The organism is Palleronia pelagia (assembly GCF_900110115.1).
GTDB lineage: Bacteria > Pseudomonadota > Alphaproteobacteria > Rhodobacterales > Rhodobacteraceae > Palleronia > Palleronia pelagia.
In genome coordinates this window covers 166736-191165 of sequence record NZ_FOCM01000004.1, presented here as the reverse complement: position 1 = coordinate 191165, position 24430 = coordinate 166736, and the positions used below count along the sequence as shown (strand labels likewise).

25 protein-coding genes are annotated in these 24430 nt (G+C 66.3%); 12 read left to right on the top strand and 13 right to left on the bottom strand.

Annotated elements, in window-relative coordinates; all coding sequences use genetic code 11:
- Positions 1 to 54 precede the first annotated feature (54 nt).
- A complete protein-coding gene (locus BMX96_RS10335; RefSeq protein WP_091845419.1) occupies positions 55 to 552 on the top strand; it encodes a MarR family winged helix-turn-helix transcriptional regulator in 498 nt (165 codons plus the stop codon).
- Here the strand turns inward: BMX96_RS10335 and BMX96_RS10330 are convergent.
- From BMX96_RS10330 to BMX96_RS10310, 5 genes are all read right to left on the bottom strand, one after another.
- Entirely contained in the window at positions 546 to 1235 is a 690-nt protein-coding gene (locus tag BMX96_RS10330) for a DUF1194 domain-containing protein (RefSeq protein WP_091845418.1), read from the bottom strand. The genes BMX96_RS10335 and BMX96_RS10330 overlap by 7 nt on opposite strands.
- Entirely contained in the window at positions 1232 to 1936 is a 705-nt protein-coding gene (locus BMX96_RS10325; protein ID WP_175481710.1) for a DUF1194 domain-containing protein, read from the bottom strand. The genes BMX96_RS10330 and BMX96_RS10325 overlap by 4 nt, the downstream gene beginning before the upstream one ends.
- Positions 1903 to 2337, bottom strand: a complete 435-nt coding sequence (locus tag BMX96_RS10320; protein ID WP_073128267.1) for a VOC family protein — start codon at positions 2335 to 2337, stop codon at positions 1903 to 1905. Before BMX96_RS10320 ends, BMX96_RS10325 begins: the two co-directional genes overlap by 34 nt.
- A 70-nt stretch (positions 2338 to 2407) precedes the next feature.
- On the bottom strand, positions 2408 to 3799 hold the full coding sequence (locus BMX96_RS10315) for a surface lipoprotein assembly modifier (protein WP_175481709.1): 1392 nt from the start codon (positions 3797 to 3799) through the stop codon (positions 2408 to 2410).
- Positions 3800 to 3813: 14 nt separating this feature from the next.
- A complete protein-coding gene (locus BMX96_RS10310; RefSeq protein WP_091845416.1) occupies positions 3814 to 4908 on the bottom strand; it encodes a hypothetical protein in 1095 nt (364 codons plus the stop codon).
- Positions 4909 to 5127: 219 nt separating this feature from the next.
- Here BMX96_RS10310 and thyX point away from each other — a divergent pair, with 219 nt between their 5' ends.
- The 3 genes from thyX (at position 5128) to BMX96_RS10300 (ending at position 8201) form a co-directional block, all read left to right on the top strand.
- The gene (gene thyX, locus BMX96_RS10305) at positions 5128 to 6033 is read left to right on the top strand and encodes an FAD-dependent thymidylate synthase (protein WP_091845415.1); all 906 of its coding nucleotides are present in this window, start codon (positions 5128 to 5130) and stop codon (positions 6031 to 6033) included.
- Positions 6003 to 7409, top strand: coding sequence for a hypothetical protein (locus BMX96_RS19280; RefSeq protein ID WP_139210038.1), 1407 nt, complete (start codon positions 6003 to 6005; stop codon positions 7407 to 7409). The genes thyX and BMX96_RS19280 overlap by 31 nt, the downstream gene beginning before the upstream one ends.
- A gap of 519 nt (positions 7410 to 7928) precedes the next feature.
- Entirely contained in the window at positions 7929 to 8201 is a 273-nt protein-coding gene (locus BMX96_RS10300; RefSeq protein WP_175481708.1) for a hypothetical protein, read from the top strand.
- Positions 8202 to 8409: 208 nt separating this feature from the next.
- On the opposite strand, the gene BMX96_RS10295 is transcribed toward BMX96_RS10300, so the two are convergent.
- Positions 8410 to 8616, bottom strand: coding sequence for a cold-shock protein (locus tag BMX96_RS10295; RefSeq protein ID WP_073128262.1), 207 nt, complete (start codon positions 8614 to 8616; stop codon positions 8410 to 8412).
- 193 nt (positions 8617 to 8809) lie between these two features.
- On the opposite strand from BMX96_RS10295, the gene BMX96_RS10290 reads away from it, so the two are divergent.
- Positions 8810 to 9133, top strand: coding sequence for an arsenate reductase family protein (locus BMX96_RS10290; RefSeq protein WP_091845414.1), 324 nt, complete (start codon positions 8810 to 8812; stop codon positions 9131 to 9133).
- On the opposite strand, the gene thrS is transcribed toward BMX96_RS10290, so the two are convergent.
- Together thrS and BMX96_RS10280 are read right to left on the bottom strand one after the other, a co-directional pair.
- On the bottom strand, positions 9126 to 11105 hold the full coding sequence (gene thrS, locus BMX96_RS10285) for a threonine--tRNA ligase (RefSeq protein ID WP_091845413.1): 1980 nt from the start codon (positions 11103 to 11105) through the stop codon (positions 9126 to 9128). The genes BMX96_RS10290 and thrS overlap by 8 nt on opposite strands.
- 228 nt (positions 11106 to 11333) lie before the next feature.
- Positions 11334 to 12095 (bottom strand): ArsR/SmtB family transcription factor, encoded by a 762-nt coding sequence (locus BMX96_RS10280; protein ID WP_091845412.1) that lies wholly within the window; start codon positions 12093 to 12095, stop codon positions 11334 to 11336.
- Between the two features lie 96 nt (positions 12096 to 12191).
- Between BMX96_RS10280 and BMX96_RS10275 the strand changes: the two genes are divergently transcribed.
- The 4 genes from BMX96_RS10275 to BMX96_RS10260 all read left to right on the top strand — a co-directional run bounded on the left by BMX96_RS10275 (position 12192) and on the right by BMX96_RS10260 (position 16064).
- The gene (locus BMX96_RS10275; RefSeq protein WP_091845411.1) at positions 12192 to 13475 is read left to right on the top strand and encodes an MFS transporter; all 1284 of its coding nucleotides are present in this window, start codon (positions 12192 to 12194) and stop codon (positions 13473 to 13475) included.
- A 39-nt stretch (positions 13476 to 13514) separates the two neighbouring features.
- The gene (locus tag BMX96_RS10270; protein ID WP_091845410.1) at positions 13515 to 14255 is read left to right on the top strand and encodes an alpha/beta hydrolase; all 741 of its coding nucleotides are present in this window, start codon (positions 13515 to 13517) and stop codon (positions 14253 to 14255) included.
- Positions 14252 to 15214, top strand: a complete 963-nt coding sequence (locus tag BMX96_RS10265; protein ID WP_175481707.1) for an alpha/beta hydrolase — start codon at positions 14252 to 14254, stop codon at positions 15212 to 15214. Before BMX96_RS10270 ends, BMX96_RS10265 begins: the two co-directional genes overlap by 4 nt.
- A gap of 130 nt (positions 15215 to 15344) precedes the next feature.
- Positions 15345 to 16064 carry an alpha/beta fold hydrolase gene (locus BMX96_RS10260; protein ID WP_091845408.1) on the top strand — a complete coding sequence of 240 codons (720 nt, stop codon included), beginning with the start codon at positions 15345 to 15347 and terminating at the stop codon, positions 16062 to 16064.
- A gap of 16 nt (positions 16065 to 16080) precedes the next feature.
- On the opposite strand, the gene phaZ is transcribed toward BMX96_RS10260, so the two are convergent.
- The gene (gene phaZ, locus BMX96_RS10255) at positions 16081 to 17406 is read right to left on the bottom strand and encodes a polyhydroxyalkanoate depolymerase (protein WP_091845407.1); all 1326 of its coding nucleotides are present in this window, start codon (positions 17404 to 17406) and stop codon (positions 16081 to 16083) included.
- Positions 17407 to 17531: 125 nt separating this feature from the next.
- On the opposite strand from phaZ, the gene phaC reads away from it, so the two are divergent.
- The 3 genes from phaC (at position 17532) to phaR (ending at position 20631) form a co-directional block, all read left to right on the top strand.
- On the top strand, positions 17532 to 19334 hold the full coding sequence (gene phaC, locus BMX96_RS10250; RefSeq protein WP_091845406.1) for a class I poly(R)-hydroxyalkanoic acid synthase: 1803 nt from the start codon (positions 17532 to 17534) through the stop codon (positions 19332 to 19334).
- A gap of 155 nt (positions 19335 to 19489) precedes the next feature.
- Positions 19490 to 19942 (top strand): phasin family protein, encoded by a 453-nt coding sequence (locus tag BMX96_RS10245; protein ID WP_073128252.1) that lies wholly within the window; start codon positions 19490 to 19492, stop codon positions 19940 to 19942.
- 128 nt (positions 19943 to 20070) lie between these two features.
- A complete protein-coding gene (phaR, locus tag BMX96_RS10240) occupies positions 20071 to 20631 on the top strand; it encodes a polyhydroxyalkanoate synthesis repressor PhaR (RefSeq protein ID WP_091845405.1) in 561 nt (186 codons plus the stop codon).
- 10 nt (positions 20632 to 20641) lie between these two features.
- On the opposite strand, the gene BMX96_RS10235 is transcribed toward phaR, so the two are convergent.
- The 4 genes from BMX96_RS10235 to BMX96_RS10220 all read right to left on the bottom strand — a co-directional run bounded on the left by BMX96_RS10235 (position 20642) and on the right by BMX96_RS10220 (position 24381).
- Entirely contained in the window at positions 20642 to 21997 is a 1356-nt protein-coding gene (locus BMX96_RS10235) for a glutamine synthetase family protein (RefSeq protein ID WP_091845404.1), read from the bottom strand.
- A complete protein-coding gene (locus BMX96_RS10230; protein ID WP_073128249.1) occupies positions 21994 to 22677 on the bottom strand; it encodes a type 1 glutamine amidotransferase in 684 nt (227 codons plus the stop codon). Before BMX96_RS10230 ends, BMX96_RS10235 begins: the two co-directional genes overlap by 4 nt.
- A 7-nt stretch (positions 22678 to 22684) precedes the next feature.
- Complete coding sequence (locus BMX96_RS10225; RefSeq protein WP_091845403.1) at positions 22685 to 23221, bottom strand: adenine phosphoribosyltransferase; 537 nt, start codon at positions 23219 to 23221, stop codon at positions 22685 to 22687.
- Between the two features lie 278 nt (positions 23222 to 23499).
- Complete coding sequence (locus BMX96_RS10220) at positions 23500 to 24381, bottom strand: S-methyl-5'-thioadenosine phosphorylase (RefSeq protein WP_091845402.1); 882 nt, start codon at positions 24379 to 24381, stop codon at positions 23500 to 23502.
- Positions 24382 to 24430: the final 49 nt, after the last annotated feature.

The window sequence follows — 24430 nt, the reverse complement described above, 5'->3', positions numbered from 1 at the left end:
AATTAGCGAATTCGTCGCATCTTCGCCCGGCGATGCAGAATGGCGAGGTGCGAGATGAGTTCGCTGCAAAGGGTGGAAACCGCCGAGAAACGGGGTTTCATCAAGGAATACCTGGATACGCTGTCCCTGGTCGAGCGGTTGCACAGGCTGCTTCTCGACGTTCTCAAGGATGAATTCGAACGCGTCGGCGTGCTGGAGGTGAACCCGGTCCAGGCGTTGCTGCTGTTCAACGTGGGCGACAACGAGGTGACGGCGGGCGAGCTCAAGACCCGCGGCTACTACCAGGGCTCGAACGTCTCCTACAACCTGAAGAAGCTGGTCGAAATGGGCTACATGCACCACCAGCGCTGCGAGATCGATCGCCGCGCGGTGCGCGTGCGGCTGACGCCGAAAGGCCGGCAGGTGCACGAGGCGGTGGGCCGTCTTTTCGCCCGCCACGCCGAGGGGCTGCAATCGCGCAACGTGCTCAGCTACGACCAGGTCGATCTCATCAACGGCACGCTGCGCCGGGTCGAACGCTACTGGACCGACCAGATCCGCTATATCTACTGAAGCGCGCCCAGCAGCATCGACCGCAATTCGCGGATCAGCTTGCGTTCCATCGCGTCGGCGTAGCCTTCGAACCCGTCCGCGCGTTCGACGAAGGCGCCGGGCCCGCTGATGACCTCGGCGCGGAAGTAGGACTCTAGCTGGGAAGCGGCCTTTGCGTCCGGCGCAACCACCAACCCGTTCACGGTCACGCCCGCCAACGCCGGCGCCCGCCGCGCATCGCGCGGGCGGGGGCCGGTGTTGGATGGCCCGTCGCCCGAGACGTCCAGCGTCAGCGTCGCGCAGTCGGGGCGCCCGGCCAGCAGGGCGGCGCCGGCTTCCATGGCCGAGCCCAAGGCAGTCGAGGGGCCGAAATCGGGACGGGTGCCGCCCCGCAACCGCGCGGTCACCCGGTCCAGCGCCGCGCCATCGGTCAGCGCGGCCCATGGCTGGATCACGTGGCTTTGCCCGGGATCCGCCCACTCGAAAACGGCGATCCAGACGACCTCGCCGGGGGTCGAGAACAGCGCGCTGCGCACGGCCGGGCGCGACAGGGCGTCGGCCAGCCCGTCGCGCTGCAACCGGTACTCGGTCGCGTCCACCGACCCCGAGATGTCGAGCCCCAGCGCCAGGGCCTGGCGACACCCGGCCTCGGCGGTCGTCATCGAAAGAAGCCCCAGCAGGGCGGCAAGCGCGGCCCGGATCATTCGGCCAGCCCGATCACGCGCGCGCCCAGCTCGCGTACCAGCTTGCGGCGCATGGCGCGCTCGAAATCCTCGAAGCCGCGCGCCACCTCGATGAAGGCCCCGGGGCCGTGCCGGACCTCGCGCTCGAAGAAGGTGACGACGGCCTGGTCGTGGCCGGTCACCACCAGCCCGTTCACCGTCACCTCTTCGTAGGGGAAGTTCTGGTAGGCCAGCGCGGGGCCGAACCCGTCGTTGTTGATCCCGTCGCCCGACAAATCCAGCGTGCGGAACAGGCATGGCGGCGCCCGGCGCAACAGGTCCGACGCATAGCCCAGCGCGTATCCCATCGCCGTCGGAAAATCGGCATAGGATCGTTTCGACGCGGCGATGGTGGCGCTGATCCGCTCCATGTCGGCGGCGCTTTCGACCATGGTCCAGTCCAGAAGAAGGTCCTGCTGCCAGCGGCCCGACCATTCGAACACAGCGATCGCCACGGGCTGGCCGGGCAGGGCGGTGGCGGCCTGAACCACCTGCGGGGCAATCAGCGCGCGGGCGAGGCCCTGGCGCTGCAGCGCGTCCTCCTCGGCATCCACCGAGGACGAGATGTCGAGGCCCAGCACCAGCGCCAGCCGGCACTGGGCCTCGGCCGCGGCGGCCCACAGGGTCAGGGCCGCCGCGGCGCCAAGGCTTACCAGTGCCCGGTGTTTTCCATGCTGGCCCAAGGTTCCTGCGGCTCCTTCGCGTCGCCCTTCTGCAAAAGCTCGACCGAGATGTTGTCGGGCGAGCGCACGAAGGCCATGTGCCCGTCACGCGGCGGGCGGTTGATCGTCACCCCCGCATCCTGCAGCTTGGCGCACATGTCGTAAATATCGTCGACGCGATACGCCAGGTGGCCGAAATGGCGGCTGTCGTCGGGCAGGGCGTCGTCGCCGTCCCAGTTATAGGTCAGCTCCACGTCGGCGGTGCCGTCGTCCTGGTCGGGCGGGCACATGAACACCAGCGTGAAACGGCCGGCTTCGACCTCCTTGCGCATCCGCTCCTTCAGGCCCAGCAGCTTGAAGAACGCCATGGTCTTGTCCAGATCCTTGGCACGCACCATCGTGTGAAGATACTCGATTGCCATCGGTAAGTCCTTTCCGCGATTGTCTTTCGATTGCGCCGAAAGCTAGGCCGGGCGACCCGCGCGTAAAGCGTCAGAATCGCGACCGCACGCCCAGCGACACGCCGAATTCGCGCCGGTCATACAGGTCGACCGTGGACGAATTCTTCAATGCCTCGACCGTCACGTCCGGCACGAACCCCATGTAATCCAGCGCCGGGAACGCCATGGTCGCGCGCGCGGCCAGCCGCTTGTCGTCGCGCCCGTTCAGCGCGAAGGGGAGGCTGTCGTGATGCCGGTCCGCCGCCGACAGGCTGAACGACACCTGCGCGCCCATGACCGGCTCGGGCAGGGCGGCGCCCAGCGTGATCTCGGTCTCGCGGAAATCCAGCGCGCCCGAGGCCGAGTCGCGGTCGCTGTGGCTGATCGCGGCGCTCAGCTGAAGGCCGCTGTCGGTGACCCGTCCCACGCCGGCGCCCAGCCGCCAGCCGGTCACGTCGGCGCGCCCGTTCAGCCCGTTCTCGCGGTCGGCCGACAGGCTCAGCTGCCCCTTGGTCTTCGGCGTCAGGGCATAGCCCACGGCGGCGCTGGCGCGCACGCTCTGGGCCAGGGTGTCGCCGCCGTACCATGTGCGCTGGGTCGCCAGGCCAAAGCGCAGGTCGCCGCGCCCGTCGTCGATCTTGCGCTTGTGGGTCATGCCCAGCGTCGCGGCCGAATAGGCGAAGTCCGACCCCGAGGCCGTGGGCGCCATGCGCTTGGCCTCGTCCGACAGGATGTGGCTGCGCTGGAGCAGGCCCATGTCCAGCGTCGTCTTCTCGGTCGCCGTCTCGTGCAGGCGGCGCGACGCGCTGACGCCCAGTGCCAGCTCGACCCCCGACAGCGCCCGGGCCGTGGGGCCCAGCTGCGCGTCGGGCAGGTAGAGGTCGCCGATGGGCGTGCCGCTCAGGTACAGGTCCGCGGTCTCGTTGCTGGTCCCGCCGTTCACGTTCGACGACGGCGCCAGGGTGAAGGACAGCTGCGTCGCCCAAGGGTTGCGCGCGCGGACATAGCGGTAATCGCGGATGGCCCGCGCCTCGGCCCGGTCGTCGGGCGCCACCTCGACCGCGCGGCGCAGCCAGAACTGCGACCGCGTGCGTGCGCCTTTCGACGCCTGCGCCTGCGCCACGGCCAGCGCGGCGGCATAGCGGTCCTCGTCCCGGCGGCCCAGCGACCAGGCGCGCATTCCTGCGTCGCGCGCCGCGTCGTAGTCGCCCAGGTCGCGCTCAGCCCGCGAAAGCGCCAGCAGGGCCTGGATGTCATCGCGGTCGCGCGCCAGCAGCGCCTCGGCCATGGCCTTGGCGGCCAAGGGCTGCCCCGACGCCGTCGCGCGGCCCGCGGCGACCCGCATCTGGTCGGGGTTCAGCGCGGCGGGCTCGGCCGCGACCGGCCCCGCAAGGGCCAGCGCCGCCAGCAGGGCCAGCGTCGCGCGCCGAAAGGACGGGGGCAATCGCGCCCCGCGCATCATTGACGATAGACGATGAAGCCGCCGGTCTCCTGGAAGGTCGCGTCGCTGCGCGCGTCCGCTCCCTCCATCACCAGCACGCCCACGATCTCGGACGCGTTCTGGCCGGACATGATGGCATAGTACTGGCCGTCGCCCGCTTCGAACGACGTGCCGTCGGTCTCGGAGTAGCGCGCGAAGATCTCCTGCACGATCTCGCCATTGGCGTCGGCGACGTTCGGGTTCACCCGGCTGCCGATACTGGCCAGCACCTCGTTGCCGCTGCCGTCGGTGGCGCTGGGCCGGATCAGGTCGGCGTTGTCGGCCTCGAGCGCGTCCAGGTAGGCCGACGTTATGTCGTTGCCGTTGACGTCGTACAGCCGCCGGTTGCGCACCCGCAGCAGCACGCCCGCCTGGCTGTCGTTGAAATCCTTGAAGTCGATCAGCATCGACGCGTCGCCGGTCACGTATTCCAGCCCGCCTTTCCCGTCGAAGATCCGCACGCCCGCATAGTCGCCGGCGTATTCGGCGTCGCCCTCGGTCGGCAGATCCAGCGTCACCGGGTTGCCGGCCGCGTCCTCGGCGTTCCGCTGGTAGACGAAGCCGCCGAAGCCGTAATTCAGGTAGCCGCCGGTGCGCACGATGGCGAACTCGGTCTGGCCGGTGCGCGACACGCCGTAGATCGCGCGGTAGGGGAAGGTGTCGATCACGTTGCCGGTGACCGGGTCGGTGGTCGTCACGTCCGACTCGTACACCGCGAACGGCCCGAGCGAGCTGACCGCCGTGCCGCGGGCGTAGGTGTTGTCGCCGTCGAAGGCCAGGTTGTCGACCGTGAACGTGTCCGTGGCCCGGTCGTATTCGATCCCCTCGGCGAAACCGCCGCCGCCGGCCGAGTCGTTGGCCTCGTAGCGGACGATGGCGTTGTCGGGGCTGGGCGACGACGTGCCGGGGGGCAGGCCGCGATCGGACTGTATCGGCGTGCCGTCATCGCCGCCGGTGCCGCCATCGGTGCCGCCGTCGGTCTCTTCCTCGGGCGCATTGAACGGGTTGGGACCGCCGCAGGCGGCAAGGGACAACACCGCGGCCAGCGCGATGGAAAGGGGAATCCGGAACATGGCTCTACCTGCCTTGGAGGTCTGCTCGTTGTTTTTCCGGCACCGTGCCCCCGGTCCGCGTGCCCGGTCAAGCGCACCCGGGGGTTGCGGCCAAATCGTCACCCGCCTGTGGGGAAATTGCCCCAATTGTCGTGGATAACCCGCATATGGTTGTTTTGCGGGTGCCGCCCCCACGATATGGTAGCCCTCGACTCACGAAGCCCGGAAGGACACCGCCCCATGCCCCTGTCGCCCGACCAGCAGGCCGAAATCGACGCCCAGCGCGCCCAGTCCCAGCCCACGCTGCGGGCCACCTCTCCGGGGATCGAGGCGCAGCTCTACCGCGCGCACCCGGTGCTCGACCACGGCTTCGTGCGGGTCATCGACTACATGGGCGACGACGCCGCCATCACCCAGGCCGCGCGCGTCAGCTATGGCCGCGGCACCAAGTCGGTGCAGAACGACGAGGGGCTGATCCGCTATCTCATGCGGCACTGGCACTCGACCCCGTTCGAGATGTGCGAGCTCAAGCTGCACGTGAAGCTGCCGGTCTTCGTCGCGCGCCAGTGGATCCGCCACCGCACCGCCAACGTGAACGAGTATTCCGCCCGCTACTCGGTGCTCGACCGCGAGTTCTACATCCCCGCGCCCGAGCACCTGGCCGCCCAGTCCAGCATCAACAACCAGGGCCGCGGCGCCACGCTCGAGGGCGACGAGGCCGCCCGCGTGCTGGAAACCCTCAAGGCCGATTCCGACCGCGCCTACGACCATTACGAGCAGATGATGGGGCAGGAGGGGCAGCAGGGTCTCGCGCGCGAGCTTGCCCGCATGAACCTGCCCGCCAATGTCTACACCCAGTGGTACTGGAAGGTGGACCTGCACAACCTCTTCCACTTCCTCCGCCTGCGCGCCGACCCCCACGCCCAGTACGAGATCCGCGTCTACGCCGAGGTCATCTGCGACCTGGTCCGCGACTGGGTCCCGCTCGCCTATGCCGCCTTCGAGGAATACCGCCTGGGCGCCGCGCAGCTCTCGGCCACCGGCGTGCAGGTCGTGCGGCGGATGCTGGCCGGCGAAGAGGTCACGCAGGAGACGAGCGGCCTGACCAAGCGCGAATGGGCGGAGTTGATGGGGGTGATTGGGTGATGGGTGGAGCTGATACCCGCAAAGATACAGTCACCTTCAGGTTAAGTTATCTGAGTGACGGCGCTTCCCGCATCGAATTTGTTTCAGATGACGAAGAGGCTGAACCCGACGAAGGAAGTGCCGAAGAAATTGAAGAATCATCGAAAGTCGAGAAACTTCCCGAGGTTACGGAAAGCGACAAGCTGAGGCTTCTAAGCATTGAATGGACAGAAACAGCGTTAGCATTTTTTGATACTATTCCTGCGATCGCCAGCCGAAGTGTAGATAATATCATTGGGGAGAATACCGAAAGTATTCGAAAGATCGCATCAGAACAAGCGGTGGAGGAGAGGGAGTATTTTGACGGTGAAACCAGTGTCAAAGAATTTGAGATCCGATCTGAAGATGTAAGACATCTTATCAACCGGATAAATAGGTCGACTCACGTCGTGGTTGTTGCTGGTAATATGCTGCAAACAACTCTAGGTGCGTATTTATCAGAGTATGAGGTTCTGCTGGCGAATATGTTGAGGCTTATGGCCGAGATCAAGCCGGAAATATTTGCGCAAGACGATGATACAATTTCTCTCGGTGAGCTGATGGAGTTTGATTCAGTGTCTGATGCCCGAAATGCAGTGATCGAGTCAAAAATCGAGAAATTACTTCTGAATACCGGTCATACCAAAATCCTTCGTGAGCTGGAGAAGAAGTTCTCTGTTAATTTTACGAGTGATAAAGAACTAATTGCCGAATTTACGGAAGCGTGCCAGAGGCGACACATAATAGCGCACGCTGGTGGTATTGTTAACCGACGGTATATCGATAACTGCGTTGCAGCAGGGTGTAATCCTGAGGATCTACCTAGAATTGGCGAACAAGTGCGGATAACTCGGAAGTACCTGCGTCGCTCAGTCGCGCGTATTTATCAAGTTGGATATTTCTGTCTTCACTTACTTTGGCAGAAACTTCTTCCCCGTGATCTTGAGAGCTCTCGATCGTGTGTCTTGTCAGACTCTCATGAGTTTCTCGATGCCGGATTGACTAAGATGGCGCGAAGGCTGTGTGTGTTCGGTAAAAATGGGCCGAGAAGCCTGACGAACAGAGAGCGTTCCGCTTTTGTGATTAATCATGCGCTGAGCTATAAGATTGATCGGGATATGGAAAGCAAGGAGCGTGAGCGGAAAATCGCGGAGGTTCTTCGAAGCCACGACTGGTCAGACTCTTCGGCTGTTGTGCGATTGGCTCATGCTTGCGTCACAGATGATAATGAGAACATCCTTAGATTTGCGGAGATGGCAAAGCTGGATGGATTGGACTACTATTCTGCTTCATCGTGGGTGGTCTTTCGAGACGCAAGAGGGATAGAGGGTTTTTTGGATATCTTTCGTGTCCCATAGATATAATTGCATCTTCGATCGCCCGGCGGCACGCCGGGCAGCGCCCGACCCGCCCCCCAGGGCGGGCGCTTCACGCCCCCCCTCGGGCCGGGCGCTGCCCTCTCCGAGACGCACGACCGTAGACGCCCGACCGTCCGCCGGGCTGACGCCGCGCCACTGGCGCGACGGTCCCGGCGAACCCCAGGGCGGGCGCTTCACGCCCCCCTCGGGCCGGGCGCTGCCCTCTCCGAGACGCACGACCGTAGACGCCCGACCGTCCCCCGGGCTTCCGCCGCGCCACTGGCGCGACGGTCCCGGCGAACCCCAGACCGGGCGCTTCACGCTTGCCTGCGGATTGCTCGCGCAATCCGCGTTCGGCCCTTGGGGCTTTCCACTGGAAAGCCCCATCGCGGCCAGGGCCGCGACCGGGCCTTACCCCACTGTTTCCAAACCGGGAAATTGACCGGGCGGCATCTCGCGGCTAGCCTTCCCTTCACAGGCGCGCGGGATCGGCCCGGGGGCCACCGACGAGGGGTCAATATGAAACGTATCGCAATCGCCCTGGCGCTGGGCTGTCTCGCCGCGCCGGCCATGGCCGAACAGCAGGTCTATCCGTTCAAGACGCACGAGAACTTCTGCCCCAATGGGCTCCAGCCCGTCTACGCGGGCGGCGAGATCTGCTGCGGCAAACCCACCACCCACATGACCTATGCCCAGGTGATGCAGCACCCGGTCCCCCGGCGCCACGCGCCCCGCCGGGTCGAGTACATCCCGGCCGAGAAGGGCATCCCGACGCACAAGGGTCTCGACTGATCCTGTCCGACGCGCGGTGCACGCACCGTGCCACTTGTCCGACGCCGTCGGCACGCCCCGTGCCGGCGGGTGTACGCCGTGGGCAGGTCGGTGCACGCGGCGGGCACGCTGACCCGACGCATGCGGCACACGTGCTGCACGGGCCGTGCACGAAAAAGCCCGCGCCGGGTGGGCGGCGCGGGCCAGATCCTCGGGAATATCCTGAGCGTCAGAGCGCTTGAAGTTCGCCCGCCGATTCGCGGCCGTCACGGCCCGCGATCAGCTCATAGCTCACCTTCTGGTTGTCGGCCAAGCCGGTCATCCCGGCGCGTTCCACCGCCGAGATATGGACGAAGACGTCCTTGCCGCCGGCATCCGGCGCGATGAAGCCGAAGCCCTTGGTAGTATTGAACCATTTTACGGTGCCAGTGGGCATGCCGTTTTCTCCCTGTCGTCGTGGTCCCGCCCGCGGTATTGCGGCGGGGGTGGTGCAGCCAGAAAGTCCCAGTAGTGGCCGCTCCGAGGGAAGGCTCGCCGGTCGTTCAGTGCTAATCACGCAAAAAGGCTGATAAATTCTGCCTTCGATTGCAAGAAAAACTACGGTGTCAAATTCTCCAACGGTGACAAAGATGCATGTCTACGCGCTCAAAACCTGCGATACCTGCCGCAAGGCCCTGAAATCCCTCAAGGAGGCGGGCCATGACCCGCAGGTGAGCGACATCCGCGCCGACCGGATTCCCGCCGACCTGCTGGACCGGCTGGTGGCGTGCTTCGGCGACGCCATCGTCAACCGCCGCTCGACCACCTGGCGTGGTCTCGACGAGGCCGAGCGGGCCGGCGACCCCGCCACGCTCATCGCGGCGCATCCAACGCTGATGAAGCGTCCCGTCATCGACCACGACGGAACGCTTTACCTGGGCTGGACCCCCGAAACCCGCGCCGCCCTCACCTGAGATCCGGCGGCGTGGCCTCGGCCACCAGCTCGTCCACCAGCGCGTCCAGCGTCAGGCTGCGCGTCTGCTTCTCGCCCAGCCGGCGCAGCGACACGGTCCGCTCCTCGACCTCGCGCGCGCCAATGGCAAGGATCACCGGCACCTTGCCGACCGAGTGTTCGCGCACCTTGTAGTTGATCTTCTCGTTGCGGGTGTCGGCCTCGGCCCGGATGCCGTTCTTCCGCAGAAGCTCCGTGATTTCCGAAACATACTCGTCCGCGTCGGACACGATGGACGCCACCACCACCTGCCGCGGCGCAAGCCACAGCGGCAGGCGGCCGGCATGCTCCTCGATCAGGATACCGATGAACCGCTCGAACGATCCCAGCGCGGCGCGGTGCAGCATGAACGGGCGATGCTTCTCGCCGTCCTGCCCCACATAGGTCGCGTCCAGACGCTCGGGCAGGTTGGGGTCGACCTGGAACGTGCCGCACTGCCAGACCCGCCCGATGGCGTCGGTCAGGTAGAAGTCGAGCTTCGGTCCGTAAAACGCACCGTCCCCGGCCTCGAGCGTGTAGGTGCGCCCGGTCTTGCGGATCGCCTCCTCCAGCGCATTCTCGACGTAATCCCACGATTCTTCGGACCCCACGCGTTTCTCGGGACGGGTGGCGAACTTGATCTCGAAGGTGGGAAAGCCAAGCTCGGCGTAGACATCGGCCAGGAACTCGATGAAGCGGGCGCATTCCTCCTCGATCTGCTCCTCGGCGCAGAAGATGTGGGCGTCGTCCTGGGTGAAACCCCGAACCCGCATGATCCCGTGCAGCGCGCCCGACGGCTCGAACCGCGCGCAGGACCCGAACTCGGCCAGCCGCAGCGGCAGGTCGCGGTAGGATTTCAGCCCCTGGTTGTAAACCTGAACGTGGCAGGGGCAGTTCATGGGCTTCAGCGCGTTGATGCGGGTGTGCGCCTTGCTTTTGGCCGAGGCGTCGTCCTCCTCGCCATCGCGGGACTCGTCCACCTCGACCAGGAACATGTGGTGCTGGTACTTGTCCCAGTGGCCCGAAGCTTCCCACAGCTTGCGGTCGACCACCTGCGGAGTGTTGATCTCGCGGTAGCCGCCGGCGCGCTGCTTGCGGCGAATGTAGTCCTGCAGTGCGGTGTAGATCGTCCAGCCATTGGGGTGCCAGAAGACCTGCCCGGGGGCCTCTTCCTGCATGTGGAACAAGTCCATCTCGCGGCCGAGTTTGCGGTGGTCGCGCTTGGCGGCCTCCTCGAGCATGGTCAGGTGCGCGTTCAGGTCCTTCTTGTTCTTGAAGGCCACGCCGGTGATCCGCTGCAGCTGCGGCCGGGTCACGTCACCGAACCAGTAGGCGCCGGAAACGCCCATCAGCTTGAATGCATCGCCGGGCACCTGTCCCGTATGCGCCAGATGGGGGCCGCGGCAGAGATCCTGCCAGTCGCCGTGCCAGTACATGCGGATGGGCGCGTCCTCGGGGATGCGCTCGATCAGCTCGACCTTGAACGGCTCACCGGTCTCTTCGTAATGGGCGATGGCGCGGGCGCGGTCCCAGATCTCGGTGCGCACGGGCTCGCGCGCGTTGATGATCTTGCGCATCCGGTCCTCGATCTGGCCCAGGTCCTCGGGGGTGAAGGGCTCGGTCCGGTCGAAGTCGTAGAACCAGCCGTGATCGGTCACGGGTCCGATGGTCACCTTCACGTCCGGCCAGATCTCCTGAACCGCGCGGGCCATGATGTGGGCCAGGTCGTGGCGGATCAGTTCCAGCGCCGGGGCGTCGTCCTGCAGCGTGTGGATGGCGATGGCGCCGTCACGCTCGATCGGCCATTGCAGGTCCCAGTGTTCGCCGTCGAGGCTGGCGGAAATGGCCTTCTTGCCCAGCGACGTGCTGATCGACGCGGCCACGTCGGCCGCGGTCACGCCGGCGTCGAACGCGCGCGCATTGCCATCGGGAAAGGTGAGGGAGATCTGGGCCATGTCGGGCCTCCTCGTCGGTTTGGCGCCCACGGAACGCCCGGTTGCAAGTTATGTGGCCCCCGAGTGCCGGGGACCGGCGCCCAAGTCAAGACAAAGGGCGCGGCGCCCGTTGAAAGCGCCGCGCCCTGTCTTCTCGTGTGCTGTAAGTCCGGGCCCGCGTGGGGCTCGTGTTGGCCGTGCCCTTCCGTCGCCGGGCATGGCCACGGGTCGATCAAAGCCTTCCCCGGCTCAGCCTGCCTGCGCGAAGCGCACGCTTTCGCCGGTCTCGAGCCAGGTCTTCAGACCCGACAGCAGACGCGACCAGCCTTCGTTCACGCCCTCCGAGCCCGGCGGCAGGTCATAATGCTCGACGGTCAGCTTCATGCCGCCGGGGCTTTCTTCGATCATCATGACGGTGCGCGAAGACGGAGCGTCCGGCATCCAGGCAGGCTCGAACGTGGCTTCGATGCGGGACTTGGGCGTGAGGGCGATGACCTCCTCGCGCAGCATCGGGCCGCCGTCGAGGCGGGTCATCACCACGGCATCGCCGGGTTTCGCAAGGTCGCCCTCGACGGATTTCGCGGCGAAGTGATAGCCTGCCCGGATTTCGGCGCGGGTCAGCGCCTCCCACAGGGCGTCGCGGGTGCAGCGGATGAAGGTATGCAGCACCAGGTCGGGCTTGGGTTGCGTCAGCATGGCAGTGTCCTTTTCCAAGTGTGTTTTCAGGTCGATGAGGCCGCGCGCGGTGGGCCCTGCCAGCATCGGTTCGATCCAGCGGTCGACCAGTTCCTGCAGGGGCACGGCATTGAGATAGTGGTACTTGAAACGCCCGCGCTTGACGGTGGTGATCAGGTGCGCGTCCTCGAGAAGCCCAAGGTGCTTGGCGACCCCGAAGCGGGTCATGTCGATGGTTTCGACAAGCTCGGTCAGGGTCTGTCCATCGCGCCGGCGCAGCGCGTCCAGCAGCGCGCGGCGGGAGGGGTCGTTGAGGGCTTTGAAGATCGCGTCCATGGATCACAATAGGTGCGCATTTAGTCACGTGTCAATATGGTAACGTGTCTCGCGCCCGCGGGGTGCTAGATGCGATCAGGTCAGACGGAGGGCGGGATGAGCGACACGACGAGTTACGAGGAAACGCTGTTCGAGGCATTGACCGACGACACCGACGACCCCGGCGGGTTGAACGAGGAAGCGCAGGCCGACGAGCCCGGCAATTTCCTGCGCCATGCCACGTCGCTGTCGATGACCAAGCTGGCCGACGGGCTGCTGTCGCCCAAGCTGGTGCTGAGCTGGCTGCTGAACACGCTGGGCGCGTCGTCCTTCCTCGTCGGGCTGCTGGTCCCGATCCGCGAGGCGGGCGCGCTGCTGCCGCAGCTGTTCACGGCGCCGCGCATTCACGCGATGGCCCGGCGCAAATGGGCCTGGGCGGGCGGATCGGCGGTGCAGGGCGCCGCATGTGCGGGGATCGTGCTGGCAGGCCTGACGCTTGACGGCAACGCGGCGGGCATCGTAATCTGCCTGCTTCTGGCGGTGCTGGCGCTGGCGCGGTCCGTCTGCTCGGTCAGCTACAAGGACATTCTCGGCAAGACCGTGGGCACGTCGCGGCGCGGCTCGGCCACGGGGCTCGCGGCCAGCGTGGCGAGCGTCGGCGTCATCGTCTTCGCGCTGATCCTCGTGCTGGACCTCGGCCCGCGGTTCGCGCTGGTCATCGGCGCGCTGAGCCTCGCGGCCGCGCTGTGGCTGATCGCGGGGGCGCTGTTCTCGACCCTGCGGGAACAGCCGACCCCGCAAGAGCCCGAGGGCACATCGCTGGGGCAGATGTCGCTTCTGACCGAGGACCGGCAGCTTCTTCTGTTCATCATCGTGCGGGGCTTGCTGACCGCCACGGCGCTGGCGCCGCCCTACCTGATCCTTTTGGGGGCCAAGGCGGGGCAGGGCGGCTTCGACCAGCTGGGCGCACTGGTGCTGGCGTCGTCGGTGGCGTCCTTCCTGTCGTCCTATGTCTGGGGCCGGATGTCCGACCGGTCGTCGCGCAACGTGCTGCGCCTGTCGGGCGTGGTCGCCGCGCTGGCGTTGGGGGCCGCGCTGCTTCTCGAGATGTCGGGTCTGGCCGGCCAGTGGTGGGCCATGCCCGCGGTGCTGTTCGTCCTGATGATCGCCTATCACGGCGTGCGGCAGGGGCGGTCGACCTACCTGGTCGACATGGCGCCCGGCGACAAGCGGGCCAGCTACACCGCCGTCAGCAACACCGTCATCGGCGTCGTGCTGCTTGGATCGGGCCTCTTCGGCGCGCTGGCCTCGATCTGGGGCGCGGGCACGACCCTGGCGCTGTTCGCGGTGATGTCGCTTGCGGCCGTGGGGGTGGCGGGGCAGCTCGACGAGGTCGAATAATCCCTTTTCTTTCAGAATGATCCGGCTAGGCTGCGCGCCATGACCGATTTCCTGGAAACGCCGCAGGGCCGCCGCATCGCCTATCACCTGACCGCCGGCAAGGGGCCGGTCGTCGTATTCCTGGGCGGGTTCAAATCCGACATGGGCGGCACCAAGGCCGTGCATCTCGAGTCGTGGGCCAAGTCGCGCGGCCGCGCCTTCCTGCGGCTGGACTACTCGGGCCACGGGCAATCCTCGGGCGAATTCGAGGAAGGCGCCATCGGCGACTGGGCCGAGGATGCCGAGGCCGCGGTGTCGGCGCTGACCGAGGGGCCCGTCCTGCTGGTCGGGTCGTCCATGGGCGGCTGGATTGCGCTTCTTCTGGCCCAGCGTATCGCGCGGGTCGCGGGCTTCGTCGGCATCGCGGCCGCGCCGGACTTTACCGAGGACAGCATGGCCGCCGGGTTCTCGCCGCAGCAGCACGACGAGATGGAACGCTGGGGCAGGGTTGTCCTGCCGTCGGAATACGGCGCGCCCTATGTCATCACGCGTCGGCTGATCGAGGACGGCCGCAACCACCTGGTTCTGCGGGAACCACTGCGCGATATCGGACCGGTGCGCCTGTTGCAGGGCACGGCGGACGAGGATGTGGACCGCACCGTGGCGTTGCGCCTGCTGGATCACCTGACGGGTGACGTGCGGCTGACGCTGGTGCGCGGGGCCGATCACCGGTTTTCCGATCCCGACTGTCTGGCCCTGATCGAAGCCGCGATCGACGAGGTTTTGGAGCGATTGGCGTGACCTGGCTGATCCGGCTGACGGTCGCGGCCCTGCTTCTGTTCGGCGGCGCCTGGGCGCTTTACCCGCCCGAGGGGCTGGGCACCGCGCCGGATTTCGACGCGTCCGCCATCGGCGACGATCCGGCAGAATACCTGGCGGCGCAGGAAGCGCGGTTCGACGACATCGTGCCGGGGACCGAGAAACGGATCGTGTGGGCCGGCGCGCCGGGCGAGGACACGGACTGGGTGGTGATCTACCTGCACGGCTTTTCTGCCAGTTCCGAGGAAATCCGCCCGGTCCCCGACCGCGTGGCCGAGGCGCTGGGCGCCAACCTCGTCTTCATGCGGCTGACCGGCCACGGCCGGGACGGCCCCGCCATGGCGCAGCCCGTGGCCGCCGACTGGGTCCGCGACCTGGACGAGGCGCTGGCGGTGGCCGACCGGATCGGCGACCGGGTGCTGGCGATCTCGACCTCCACCGGCGGAACGCTGGCGGCCTACGGTGCGGCCACGGGCCGCGGGATCGACGCGCAGATCATGATCTCCCCCAATTTCGGGATCCAGAACTCCGCTGCTTTCCTGCTGCGCTGGCCGGCGGCCGAACACCTCGTGCCGCTGCTCGCCGGCGAGACCCGCAGCTTCGAGCCCGAGAACGACGCCCACGCGCGCTACTGGACCACGCGCTATCCGACGGTGTCCACGCTGCCCATGGCGGCTCTGGTGGCGGCGGCCAACGACGCCGACCTGGGCCAGGCGACCGCCCCGGCGCTGGTCCTTCTGTCCGAGAATGACGAAGTTGTGCGCCCCGCCGCGACCCGCGATGCGATGGGGCGCTGGGGTGGGCCGGTGACGATCGAAACGGTGGACGTGCCGCCGGGCAACGCGCCGTCGCACCACGTGCTTGCCGGCGATATCCTGTCGCCCGGTCTGACCGATCCGATGGCCGCGCGCATGGTCGATTGGGTCCGCGCGTTGCCGTGAAAGCACGGCGGCGCCCGACGCGCGGGCGCCACTTGCGGTTGATCGGACGGACATCCTAACCTCCGAGTCCGACAATGCAAAAATGGGCCGCCCGACCACCTGTCGCCGGACCCGAAACAGGAAACGACCCATGCAGACACCATTGGTTCTGCTGCCGGGTTTCATGACCGACCTGCGGATCTGGGGACCGCAAATCGAGGCGCTGGCCAGCGACACCACGCTGGCGCTGCCGCCACTCGGCCCGTTCGACCGGGTCGAGGACATGGCAACCCATCTTCTGACCCAACTGCCGCCGCGCTTCGCGCTTGCGGGCCATTCGCTGGGCGGTCACGTGGCGATGGAGATCCTGCGACGCGCGCCGGACCGTGTCGCGCGTATCGCCCTTGTCGCCGCGGGCTGCCTGCCCGAGCCGCCCCACCAGGCGGCCGAGCGCGAGTTGCGGCTGGTGCGCGCCAAGGCCGGGCAATTAGCCGCGGTCATGGCCGAGGACGTGCCGGCGGCGACGCTGGCCGATGGCCCCCTGCGCGCGCCGCTGGCCGAGTTCCTGGCGGACGGCGCCGAGGCGCTGGGCGTTGCCACCTACGAACGGCAGGTGCGCGCGCTGCAACGGCGCCCCGACCAGCAGAAGACCCTGCGACAGGCGCACCTGCCTGCGCTGGTGCTGAGCGGATCCGAGGACCGCCTGATGCCGCCGCAACGCTGCGATTTCGTTGCCGGGCTGATGCCACGCGGCGTCGCGCGTACCATCGCCGGGGCGGGACATCTGCCCATGCTGGAACGCCCCGATGACGTCATCGGGGCGCTGCGGGAGTGGATGGGGTGGTCGGAGGCGGCCGTGATGCTGAGATAGGCGCGGCCGCCGCCGCTCAGACCGGTGTCGGACCTTCGCCCGAGCGCTTGCGCTTGCCGCCGGTGCCGCGCGGCGCCGATTTGACGTTGGCCGCGCGCTGCGAGTGCTCACGCTCGGCGTTGTCGTCGATGAAATCCAGCACCAGCGGCCGGATGTTGTTGCGCCAGGACCGGCCCGCGAAGATGCCGTAATGGCCGGCCCCGGGCTCGAGGTGCTGGGCCTTCTTGTCCTCGGGCAGGTCGGGCATCAGGTCCAGCGCGGCTAGGCACTGCCCGGGGGCCGAGATGTCGTCCTCCTCGCCCTCGACGATATGCACGGCCACGTCGGTGATCTTCGAGATATCGACGGTTTCGCCGTTCACCGTGAACACGTTGCGGGCGATGTCGCGGTTCTTGAAGACCCGCTCGACGGTCGAAAGGTAGAACTCGGCCGTCATGTCCATCACCGACAGGTATTCGTCGTAGAACTTGTTGTGCTTGTCGTGGTCGCTGGCCTCGCCCTTGGCGACGCGCAGGATCTGGTTGTGGAAGGCCTGCGCGTGCTTTTCCGCGTTCATCGAGATGAAGGAAGTCAGCTGCAGAAGGCCGGGATAGACCATCCGGCCTGCGCCCGCGTATTTGAAGCCCACGCGCTGGATCACCATGTGCTCGAGCTGGCCCATTGTCACGCGGCGGCCGAAATCGGTCACCTCGGTCGCTTTCGCGTCGGGGTCCACGGGGCCGCCGATCAGCGTCAGCGTGGCGGGCTGGGCCTTGGGCTCGTGCTCGGCCAGGTAGGCGGTGGCGGCCAGCGCCAGCGGCACCGGCTGACACACCGCGATGACATTCGTGTCTGCGCCCAGGTGGCGCATGAAATCCACGAGATAGAGGGTGTAGTCGTCGACGTCGAACTTGCCTTCCGAGACCGGGATCTCGCGCGCGTTGTGCCAGTCGGTCACGTAGATGTCGGCGTCGGGCAGAAGCGACGCGACGGTCGAACGCAGCAGGGTGGCGTAGTGGCCCGACATGGGCGCGACCAGCAGGATCTTGCGCTCCATGGGCGCGCGGCCCGAGACCGAGAACTTGATCAGGTCGCCGAAGGCTTTCTTGACCACCGGCTCGACGCTGACGACGTGGTCGCGTCCGTCCTCGCCCACGACGGTATCGATGCCCCAGTCGGGCTTGGCCACCATGCGGTCGAAACTGCGTTCGGTCACGTCGCCCCACGCCGAGAGGAGCTGGAACATGGGGTTGGGAAAGAGGCCCGTCGCCGGATATGACCCGATGGCACGGGCCGTGGCGCCCATCCATTGATAGCTGACGCGCGCCGTCTCCATCATGTCGTAGGTGAGCATATAACGCATGGCACAAGTCCTTCCGCCCGCGGTTCGCGTGGCTTTAATTCCTCAGCACGCTGGGTTAATTTCGCCACAAGATTAGGCGAAAATCGCAATGCTGCTGTGCAGCAAGCTAGATCGGAGCACACCTCATGGCAACTGGACAAACGGATAAGGCCGGCGATGTGGCCGAAGTATCGGAAAAGATGGCCGAAAACATCAAGAAGCTGGAGGAGCTGTCCGAACGTCTGGTCAAGGTCCTGTCGAACAAGCGCACGGTTCCGGGCGCATTGCAGGGGCCGGGCGGTGATCTCTACATGAAGGCCGCCACCGCCTGGATGGCCGAGATGATGTCGAACCCGTCCAAGCTGCTGGAGCACCAGATCAGCTACTGGGGCAAGTCCCTGACCCACTACGTCGAGGCGCAGCACAAGCTGGCGCGGGGCGATTTCAGCGCGCCCGAGGACCGCAGCGGCGATGATCGCCGATTTTCGGACCCGATGTGGGCCGAGCATCCGTTCTTCAATTATCTAAAGCAGCAATATCTGTTCAATGCCCACGCCATGACCGAGGCGGTGGACAAGCTCGAAGGGCTGGACCCGGCCGACCGCAAGCGGCTGAACTATTTCAGCCAGCAGATCGTCGACATGATGAGCCCCACCAATTTCCTCGGCACCAACCCCGAGGCGCTGAGCCGCGCGGTCGAGACCGAGGGACAGAGCCTGGTGGACGGGCTGGAGAACCTGGTGCGCGATCTCGAGGCCAATGACGGCGAGCTGGTCGTTACCCTGGCCGACAAGGACGCGTTCGAGGTGGGGGGCAACCTGGCCACCACGCCGGGCAAGGTCGTCTATCGCAACCGCATGTTCGAGCTGATTCAGTACACGCCGACGACCGAGCAGGTCCACAAGACGCCGCTGCTGATCTTCCCGCCCTGGATCAACAAGTTCTACATCCTCGACCTGAAGGACAAGAACAGCCTGGTGAAGTGGATCGTCGACCAGGGTTACACCCTGTTCGTCGTCAGCTGGGTGAACCCCGACGAAAGCTATGCCGACGTCAGCCTCGGCGACTATATCGAGGAGGGGTTCCTAGAAGCGATCGCGCAGGTGAAGGAGATCACGGGCGAGCCCAAGATCAACGCCGTCGGCTACTGCATCGCCGGCACCACCCTGTCGCTCACCCTGTCGCTGCTGGAAAAGCGCGGCGAGAAGCCGATCAACTCGGCCACCTTCTTCACCACCCTCACCGACTTCTCGGACCGGGGCGAGGTTGGTGTGTTCCTGGAAGACGATTTCGTCGACGGGATCGAGCGCGAGGTCGAGCGGACGGGCGTGCTCGACAGTTTCTACATGAGCCGGACCTTCAGCTTCCTGCGCTCCAACGACCTGATCTACCAGCCCGCCATCCGCAGCTACATGATGGGGCAGACCCCGCCGGCCTTCGACCTGCTGTACTGGAACGGCGACGGGACCAACCTGCCCGGCAAGATGGCGGTCGAGTACCTGCGCGGGCTGTGCCAGGACGACAAGTTCGCCACCGAGGGCATCGAGATCCTGGGCGAGACCCTGAAGATCGGCGAGGTGAAAGTGCCGCTCATGGCCATCGCCTGCGAAACCGACCACATCGCCAACTGGAAAAGCAGCTTCCGCGGTATCCAGAAGATGGGCAGCCGGTCCAAGACCTTCGTGCTGTCGGAATCCGGCCATATCGCCGGGATCATCAACCCGCCCAGCAAGAAGAAATACGGCCACTACGTGAACGGCGACTGGAGCGGCACGCCCGAGGACTGGCAGGCGGCGGCCGAGTTCCACGAAGGGTCCTGGTGGGGCCGCTGGGGAGAGTGGCTGTCGAAGAAGTCCGGCAAGAAAATTGCCGCGCGTGCACCGGGGGATGACGGCCGGGAAATCCTCGGCGATGCGCCTGGAACCTACGTGAAGGGCCATAAAAAATAGCTGTCTCAGGGGTTTGGGGCCGGATCGGGATTTTTTGCTGCAGTGCAGAAAGACCTCTTGAAATGCCGCGCCGCAGCATGCATATACCATTCAGAACGCAACGGAGCCGCGTCCCCACAACTCACCGGGCTCCGAACTGAAAAGGAGACTGAATTATGGCTGCCAAGACGCAAGACTTCAGCAAGACCATCAACGAGATGATCGCCGCCATGCCCATGGACATGAGCGCGTTTCAGGACGGCTTCAAAACCTATGCCAGCTTCGGCGAGAAGATGTCGAAGGTCGCTCTGGAAGCTGCCGAGAAGTCGACCGAGATCTCGACCAAGTGGACCAAGGACACCCTGTCCAAGATGTCGGACGTGACCGTCGCCCGTGACGAGCCCACCGACTACACCAAGGCCATGACCGATTTCGCCTCGGCCCAAGCCGAGATGTCGGCCGAAACCATGGCCGCCTTCGCCGAAGTCGCGAAGAAGGTCCAGATGGAAACCGTCGAACTGATGCTGGCCGCCGGCAAGGACATGTCGGAAGACATGACCGCCGCCGCCAAGAAGGCCACCAACGACATGACCGCCGCCACCAAGAAGGCGACCGCCGCCGCCAAGTAAGGCCGCGCAGGATCCATTGCGGATCCGGTCAGAGAGACGGAAGGGGCGTGCCACCCGGCGCGCCCCTTTCTTTTTCCGCACATGCAATCTACGCTTCTGTTGCAGCGCAGAATACCCGCGAGGAATCGATGCCAGACGCCCCCAAGCCTTTGTTGATCAAGCGCTACGCCTCGCGCAGGCTCTACAACACCGAGACCAGCGATTACGTCACGCTCGAAGATATCGCGGGTTTCATCCGCGCGGGCCGGGATGTGCAGATCGTCGACCTGAAAAGCGGCGATGACCTGACGCGTCAGTACCTTCTGCAAATCGTGGCCGAGCACGAATCCAAGGGCGAATCCGTCCTGCCCCTGGCGGTGCTGACCGACCTCGTGCGCAGCTACACGACGCAGGCGCAGTCGGTGGTGCCGCAGTTCCTGGCCATGAGCTTCGACATGCTGCGCGACAGCCAGTCGAAGATGATCGACCGGGCCATGAATCCCATGTCTGCCATGCCGGGCTACGACGCTATGCAGGCGCAGCAACGGGCGTGGCTGAAAGCCGTGACCGGCGGGCTGGCCGGTGGCGACGAGGGGGAGGGCGAGACCAAGGCCGAAGAGGCCGAGCGCAAGACCGCCGAACTGGACGAGATCCGCACCCAGCTGAGCGAGCTTCAGAGCCAGCTGGCCGAGATGAACAAGAAGGGCTGAGCCCGCCCGTTCACACGCTGATCAGCAGGTGCTCCCGCTCCCACGGCGAGATTACCTGCAGGAATTCGCCGTACTCGGCCGCCTTCACGGCGCCGTAGACTTTACCGAACTCGTCGCCCAGCAGATCCAGCAGGGCCGCGTTGTCCCCGAATTGCTCCAACGCATCGTAAAGCCCGCGCGGGATGTCGTCGGCGCTGTCATAGGCGGTGTCTTCACGCTCGGGCCGGGGCATGTCGCCCGCCACCATCCCGAGATAGCCGCAGGCCAGCGACGCCGCGATCCCGAGATAGGGGTTGCAGTCCATGCCCGCGATCCGGTTTTCCACCCGCCGCGCCTCGGGGGTCGAGACGGGGACGCGCAGGCCGACCGTGCGATTGTCGCGGCCCCATTCCAGGTTCACCGGCGCCGAGAAGTCCCGTACGTAGCGGCGATACGAGTTCACGTAGGGCGCCAACAGCGCGATGGCGCTGGGCAGGTGGCGCTGAAGCCCGCCGATGAAGTGCTGGAACGCCGGCGTCTCGGATCCATCCTCGGCCGAGAAGATGTTCCGCCCGCTCTCGTCCAGCACCGAGTGGTGAATGTGCATCGAGCTTCCGGGCTCGCGCTCGATCGGCTTGGCCATGAAGGTGGCGAAGCAGTTGTGGCGCAGCGCCGCCTCGCGGATCAGGCGCTTGAAGAAGAAGATCTCGTCGGCCAGCTTCACCGGGTTGCCGTGGCGCATGTTGATTTCCAGCTGCCCGGCGCCGCCTTCCTGGGTGATGCCGTCGATCTCGAACCCCTGCGCCTCGGCGAAGTCGTAGATGTCGTCGATGACACTGCCGTATTCATCGACCGCCGACAGCGAATAGGCCTGCCGTGCCGCCGCCGCGCGGCCCGTGCGCCCCGTCATCGGCGCGATCTGCTGCGCGGGGTCCGTGTTCCGGGCGACCAGGTAGAACTCCATCTCGGGCGCCACAACGGGCGTCCAGCCGCGGGCATGATAGGCCGCGACCACGCGTTTCAGCACGTTGCGCGGGGCGAAGGGAACCGGCTCGCCCGATTGCAGGGTCATGTCGTGGATCACCTGCAGCGTCCGGTCCGCCGTCCAGGGGGCGGCGGTGGCGGTGGCGTAGTCCGGGGTCAGGATCATGTCGGGCTCGGTCGTGCCCATGGGGATGATGTCATCCGCCCAGTCGCCGGTGATCGTCTGCAGGAAGATCGACGCGGGCAGGAAGAACCGGTTCTGGCGCGCGAATTTCGGTCCGGGCATGGCCTTGCCGCGGGCGATGCCGGGCAGGTCGGCGACGATGCACTCGACCTCGTCCAGGCGATGGCCTTGCAGGTAGTCGCGGGCGGCCTGGGGGGCGTGCTTGAGCCAGTCGGTCATCTCGGATCCTTGTGGGCGCGGTAGAAATCGGCCAGCCACGCGCCGATGCGCGCGTTGTCCACCGGCTGACCTAGCCCGTCGCGCGCGCCGTCCAGCAGCGGTTCGGGCACGACGCCGCGTCCACGTGCGTCGATCAGGTCGGCGACGTAGTCGCGCCCGAACTCGGGGTGGGGCTGCAGGGTCAGGGTCGCGGGGCCGATGCGCAGACCCGCGGTCCGGGCGAAATCGTTCGTGGCGATCACCTCGGCGCCGGGCGGCAGTTGCGTCACCTGGTCCTGGTGCCACGCGTTCAGGTGTACCGTGTCGCCCTCGAGCGTGTAGGTCTGGCGTCCCACGGCCCAGCCGCCCGCGAATTTCTCGACCCGTCCGCCAAGCGCCTGCGCCACCACCTGGTGGCCGAAGCAGATGCCCACAAGCGGGCGCCCGCTGTCGTGGATCCCGCGGATGAGACGTTCCAGCGGCGCGATCCAGTCGTGATCCTCGTAGGCGCCGAATTTCGACCCCGAGACCAGCCAGCCCTCGGCCGCGTCGGGGCCATCGGGGAAATCGCCGTCGAAGACGCGCCAGGTCGTCCAGTCGAAACCGGGGCCGATCAGCGCGGCGTAAAGCTCGGGGTAGCCGCCGTGGCGATCATCGAGCGCGGGTGCGGTGGGGCCGCATTGCAAAAGGCCCAGGTGCATGGTCGGTCTACTCGCCCTCGAAAGCGCAGAGCGCCTCGACCGTCATGCCCATGTCTTCCAGCCGCTTGCGTCCGCCCAGGTCGGGCAGGTCCACGATGAAGGCACAGCCGGTGACCACGCCGCCCAGCCGTTCGACCAGCTTGATGCCGGCCTCGGCCGTGCCGCCGGTGGCCAGCAGGTCGTCGACGATCAGGATGCGCTCGCCCTCGAGGATGGCGTCGTCATGCACCTCCATCGTGGCCGAGCCGTATTCCAGCTGGTACTCCTGCGACAGCGTCGCGGCGGGCAGCTTGCCCTTCTTGCGGATCGGCACGAATCCCACGGACAGCTGGTGCGCGACGGCGCCGCCCAGGATGAAGCCGCGCGCCTCGAGGCCCACGACCTTGTCGATCCGCTGATCGGCGAAGGGATGGAGCAGCTGGTCGATACACATGCGAAAGCCGCGCGGATCGGCGAACAATGTCGTCACGTCGCGGAACATGATCCCCTCGTGCGGGAAATCGGGGATCGTGCGGATGTAGTCGCGCAGGGTCTTCCGGGCCATGGGCATCCTTTCAACACGCAAGGAACGGTCGGGCGCGGCTTAGCACCCTTTGGGCGGCGGGGAAACGGGCTGTCGGGCGACGGCGGAGTCGGAAACCCGACCGGGTCGGACGCCCTGTCCCGACGGTTGCATGCGGTGCGGGAGCGGGCCGATCCGCACTGCCTGCGATCCGGGGGTGGGACGCTGCACCGTGTGGCTGTGCAGCGCCCCCGTCCCGTGGGGGAACGCGGTCTTTGGGGGACCCACCCGGACCCTGCGCCAGCAAGGTAAAGGAAGTGTTAAGTGCTGCCGAGCACGCGGCCGGCCACGGCATCGAGCCTGGCCACCACGTCGGGGTGGCGGTGATCGGGCGCGGTCATGATCGCGTATTCGAGCGCCCGGTCGCAGCCATGGGGGCAAGGCGCACGCGCGCCGCCGAGAAGGCCGGGCAGGCGCGCCACCAGCCCGCGCGCCGCGTCGGCATTGGCGCCCAGCGTCGCGATGATGTCCGAGATGTCGACCGAGCCATGGTCCGGATGCCAGCTGTCGTAGTCGGTGATCATGGCCACGCTGGCATAGCAGATCTCGGCCTCGCGGGCGAGCTTGGCCTCGGGCATGTTGGTCATCCCGATCACGTCGGCGCCCCAGGATTCTCGGTACATCTTCGATTCGGCGGCCGCGGAGAATTGCGGCCCCTCCATCGCCAGGTAGGTGCCGCCGTCGTGCACGGTCACGCCCTGCACCTTCGCGGCGTCAAAGCAGGCCTTCCCGAGCCGCGGGCAAGTGGGATGCGCCACGCTCACATGGGCGACGCAACCGGTGCCGAAAAACGATTTCTCGCGCGCGAAGGTGCGGTCGATGAACTGGTCGACGATGACGAAGTCGCCGGGCGCCATCTCTTCGCGGAAGGACCCGCAGGCCGAGACGCTGACGATGTCGGTGACGCCCATCCGCTTCATCGCGTCGATGTTGGCACGATAGGGGACGGTGGTCGGCGAGTGCACGTGGCCGCGTCCGTGGCGCGGCAGGAAGACCATGGGAACGCCGTCCAGCGTGCCGGTCAGCACCTTGTCCGACGGTTCGCCCCACGGCGTTTCGACCTCGACCCAACGCGCGTCCTCCAGCCCCTCGATCTGGTAGACGCCCGATCCGCCGATGATCCCGATAACGGTCTTGTCCATGGTCCTGCGCCTCCGTGCCCGTTGCTGCCGGCGGCAGGATGCCCGCGGG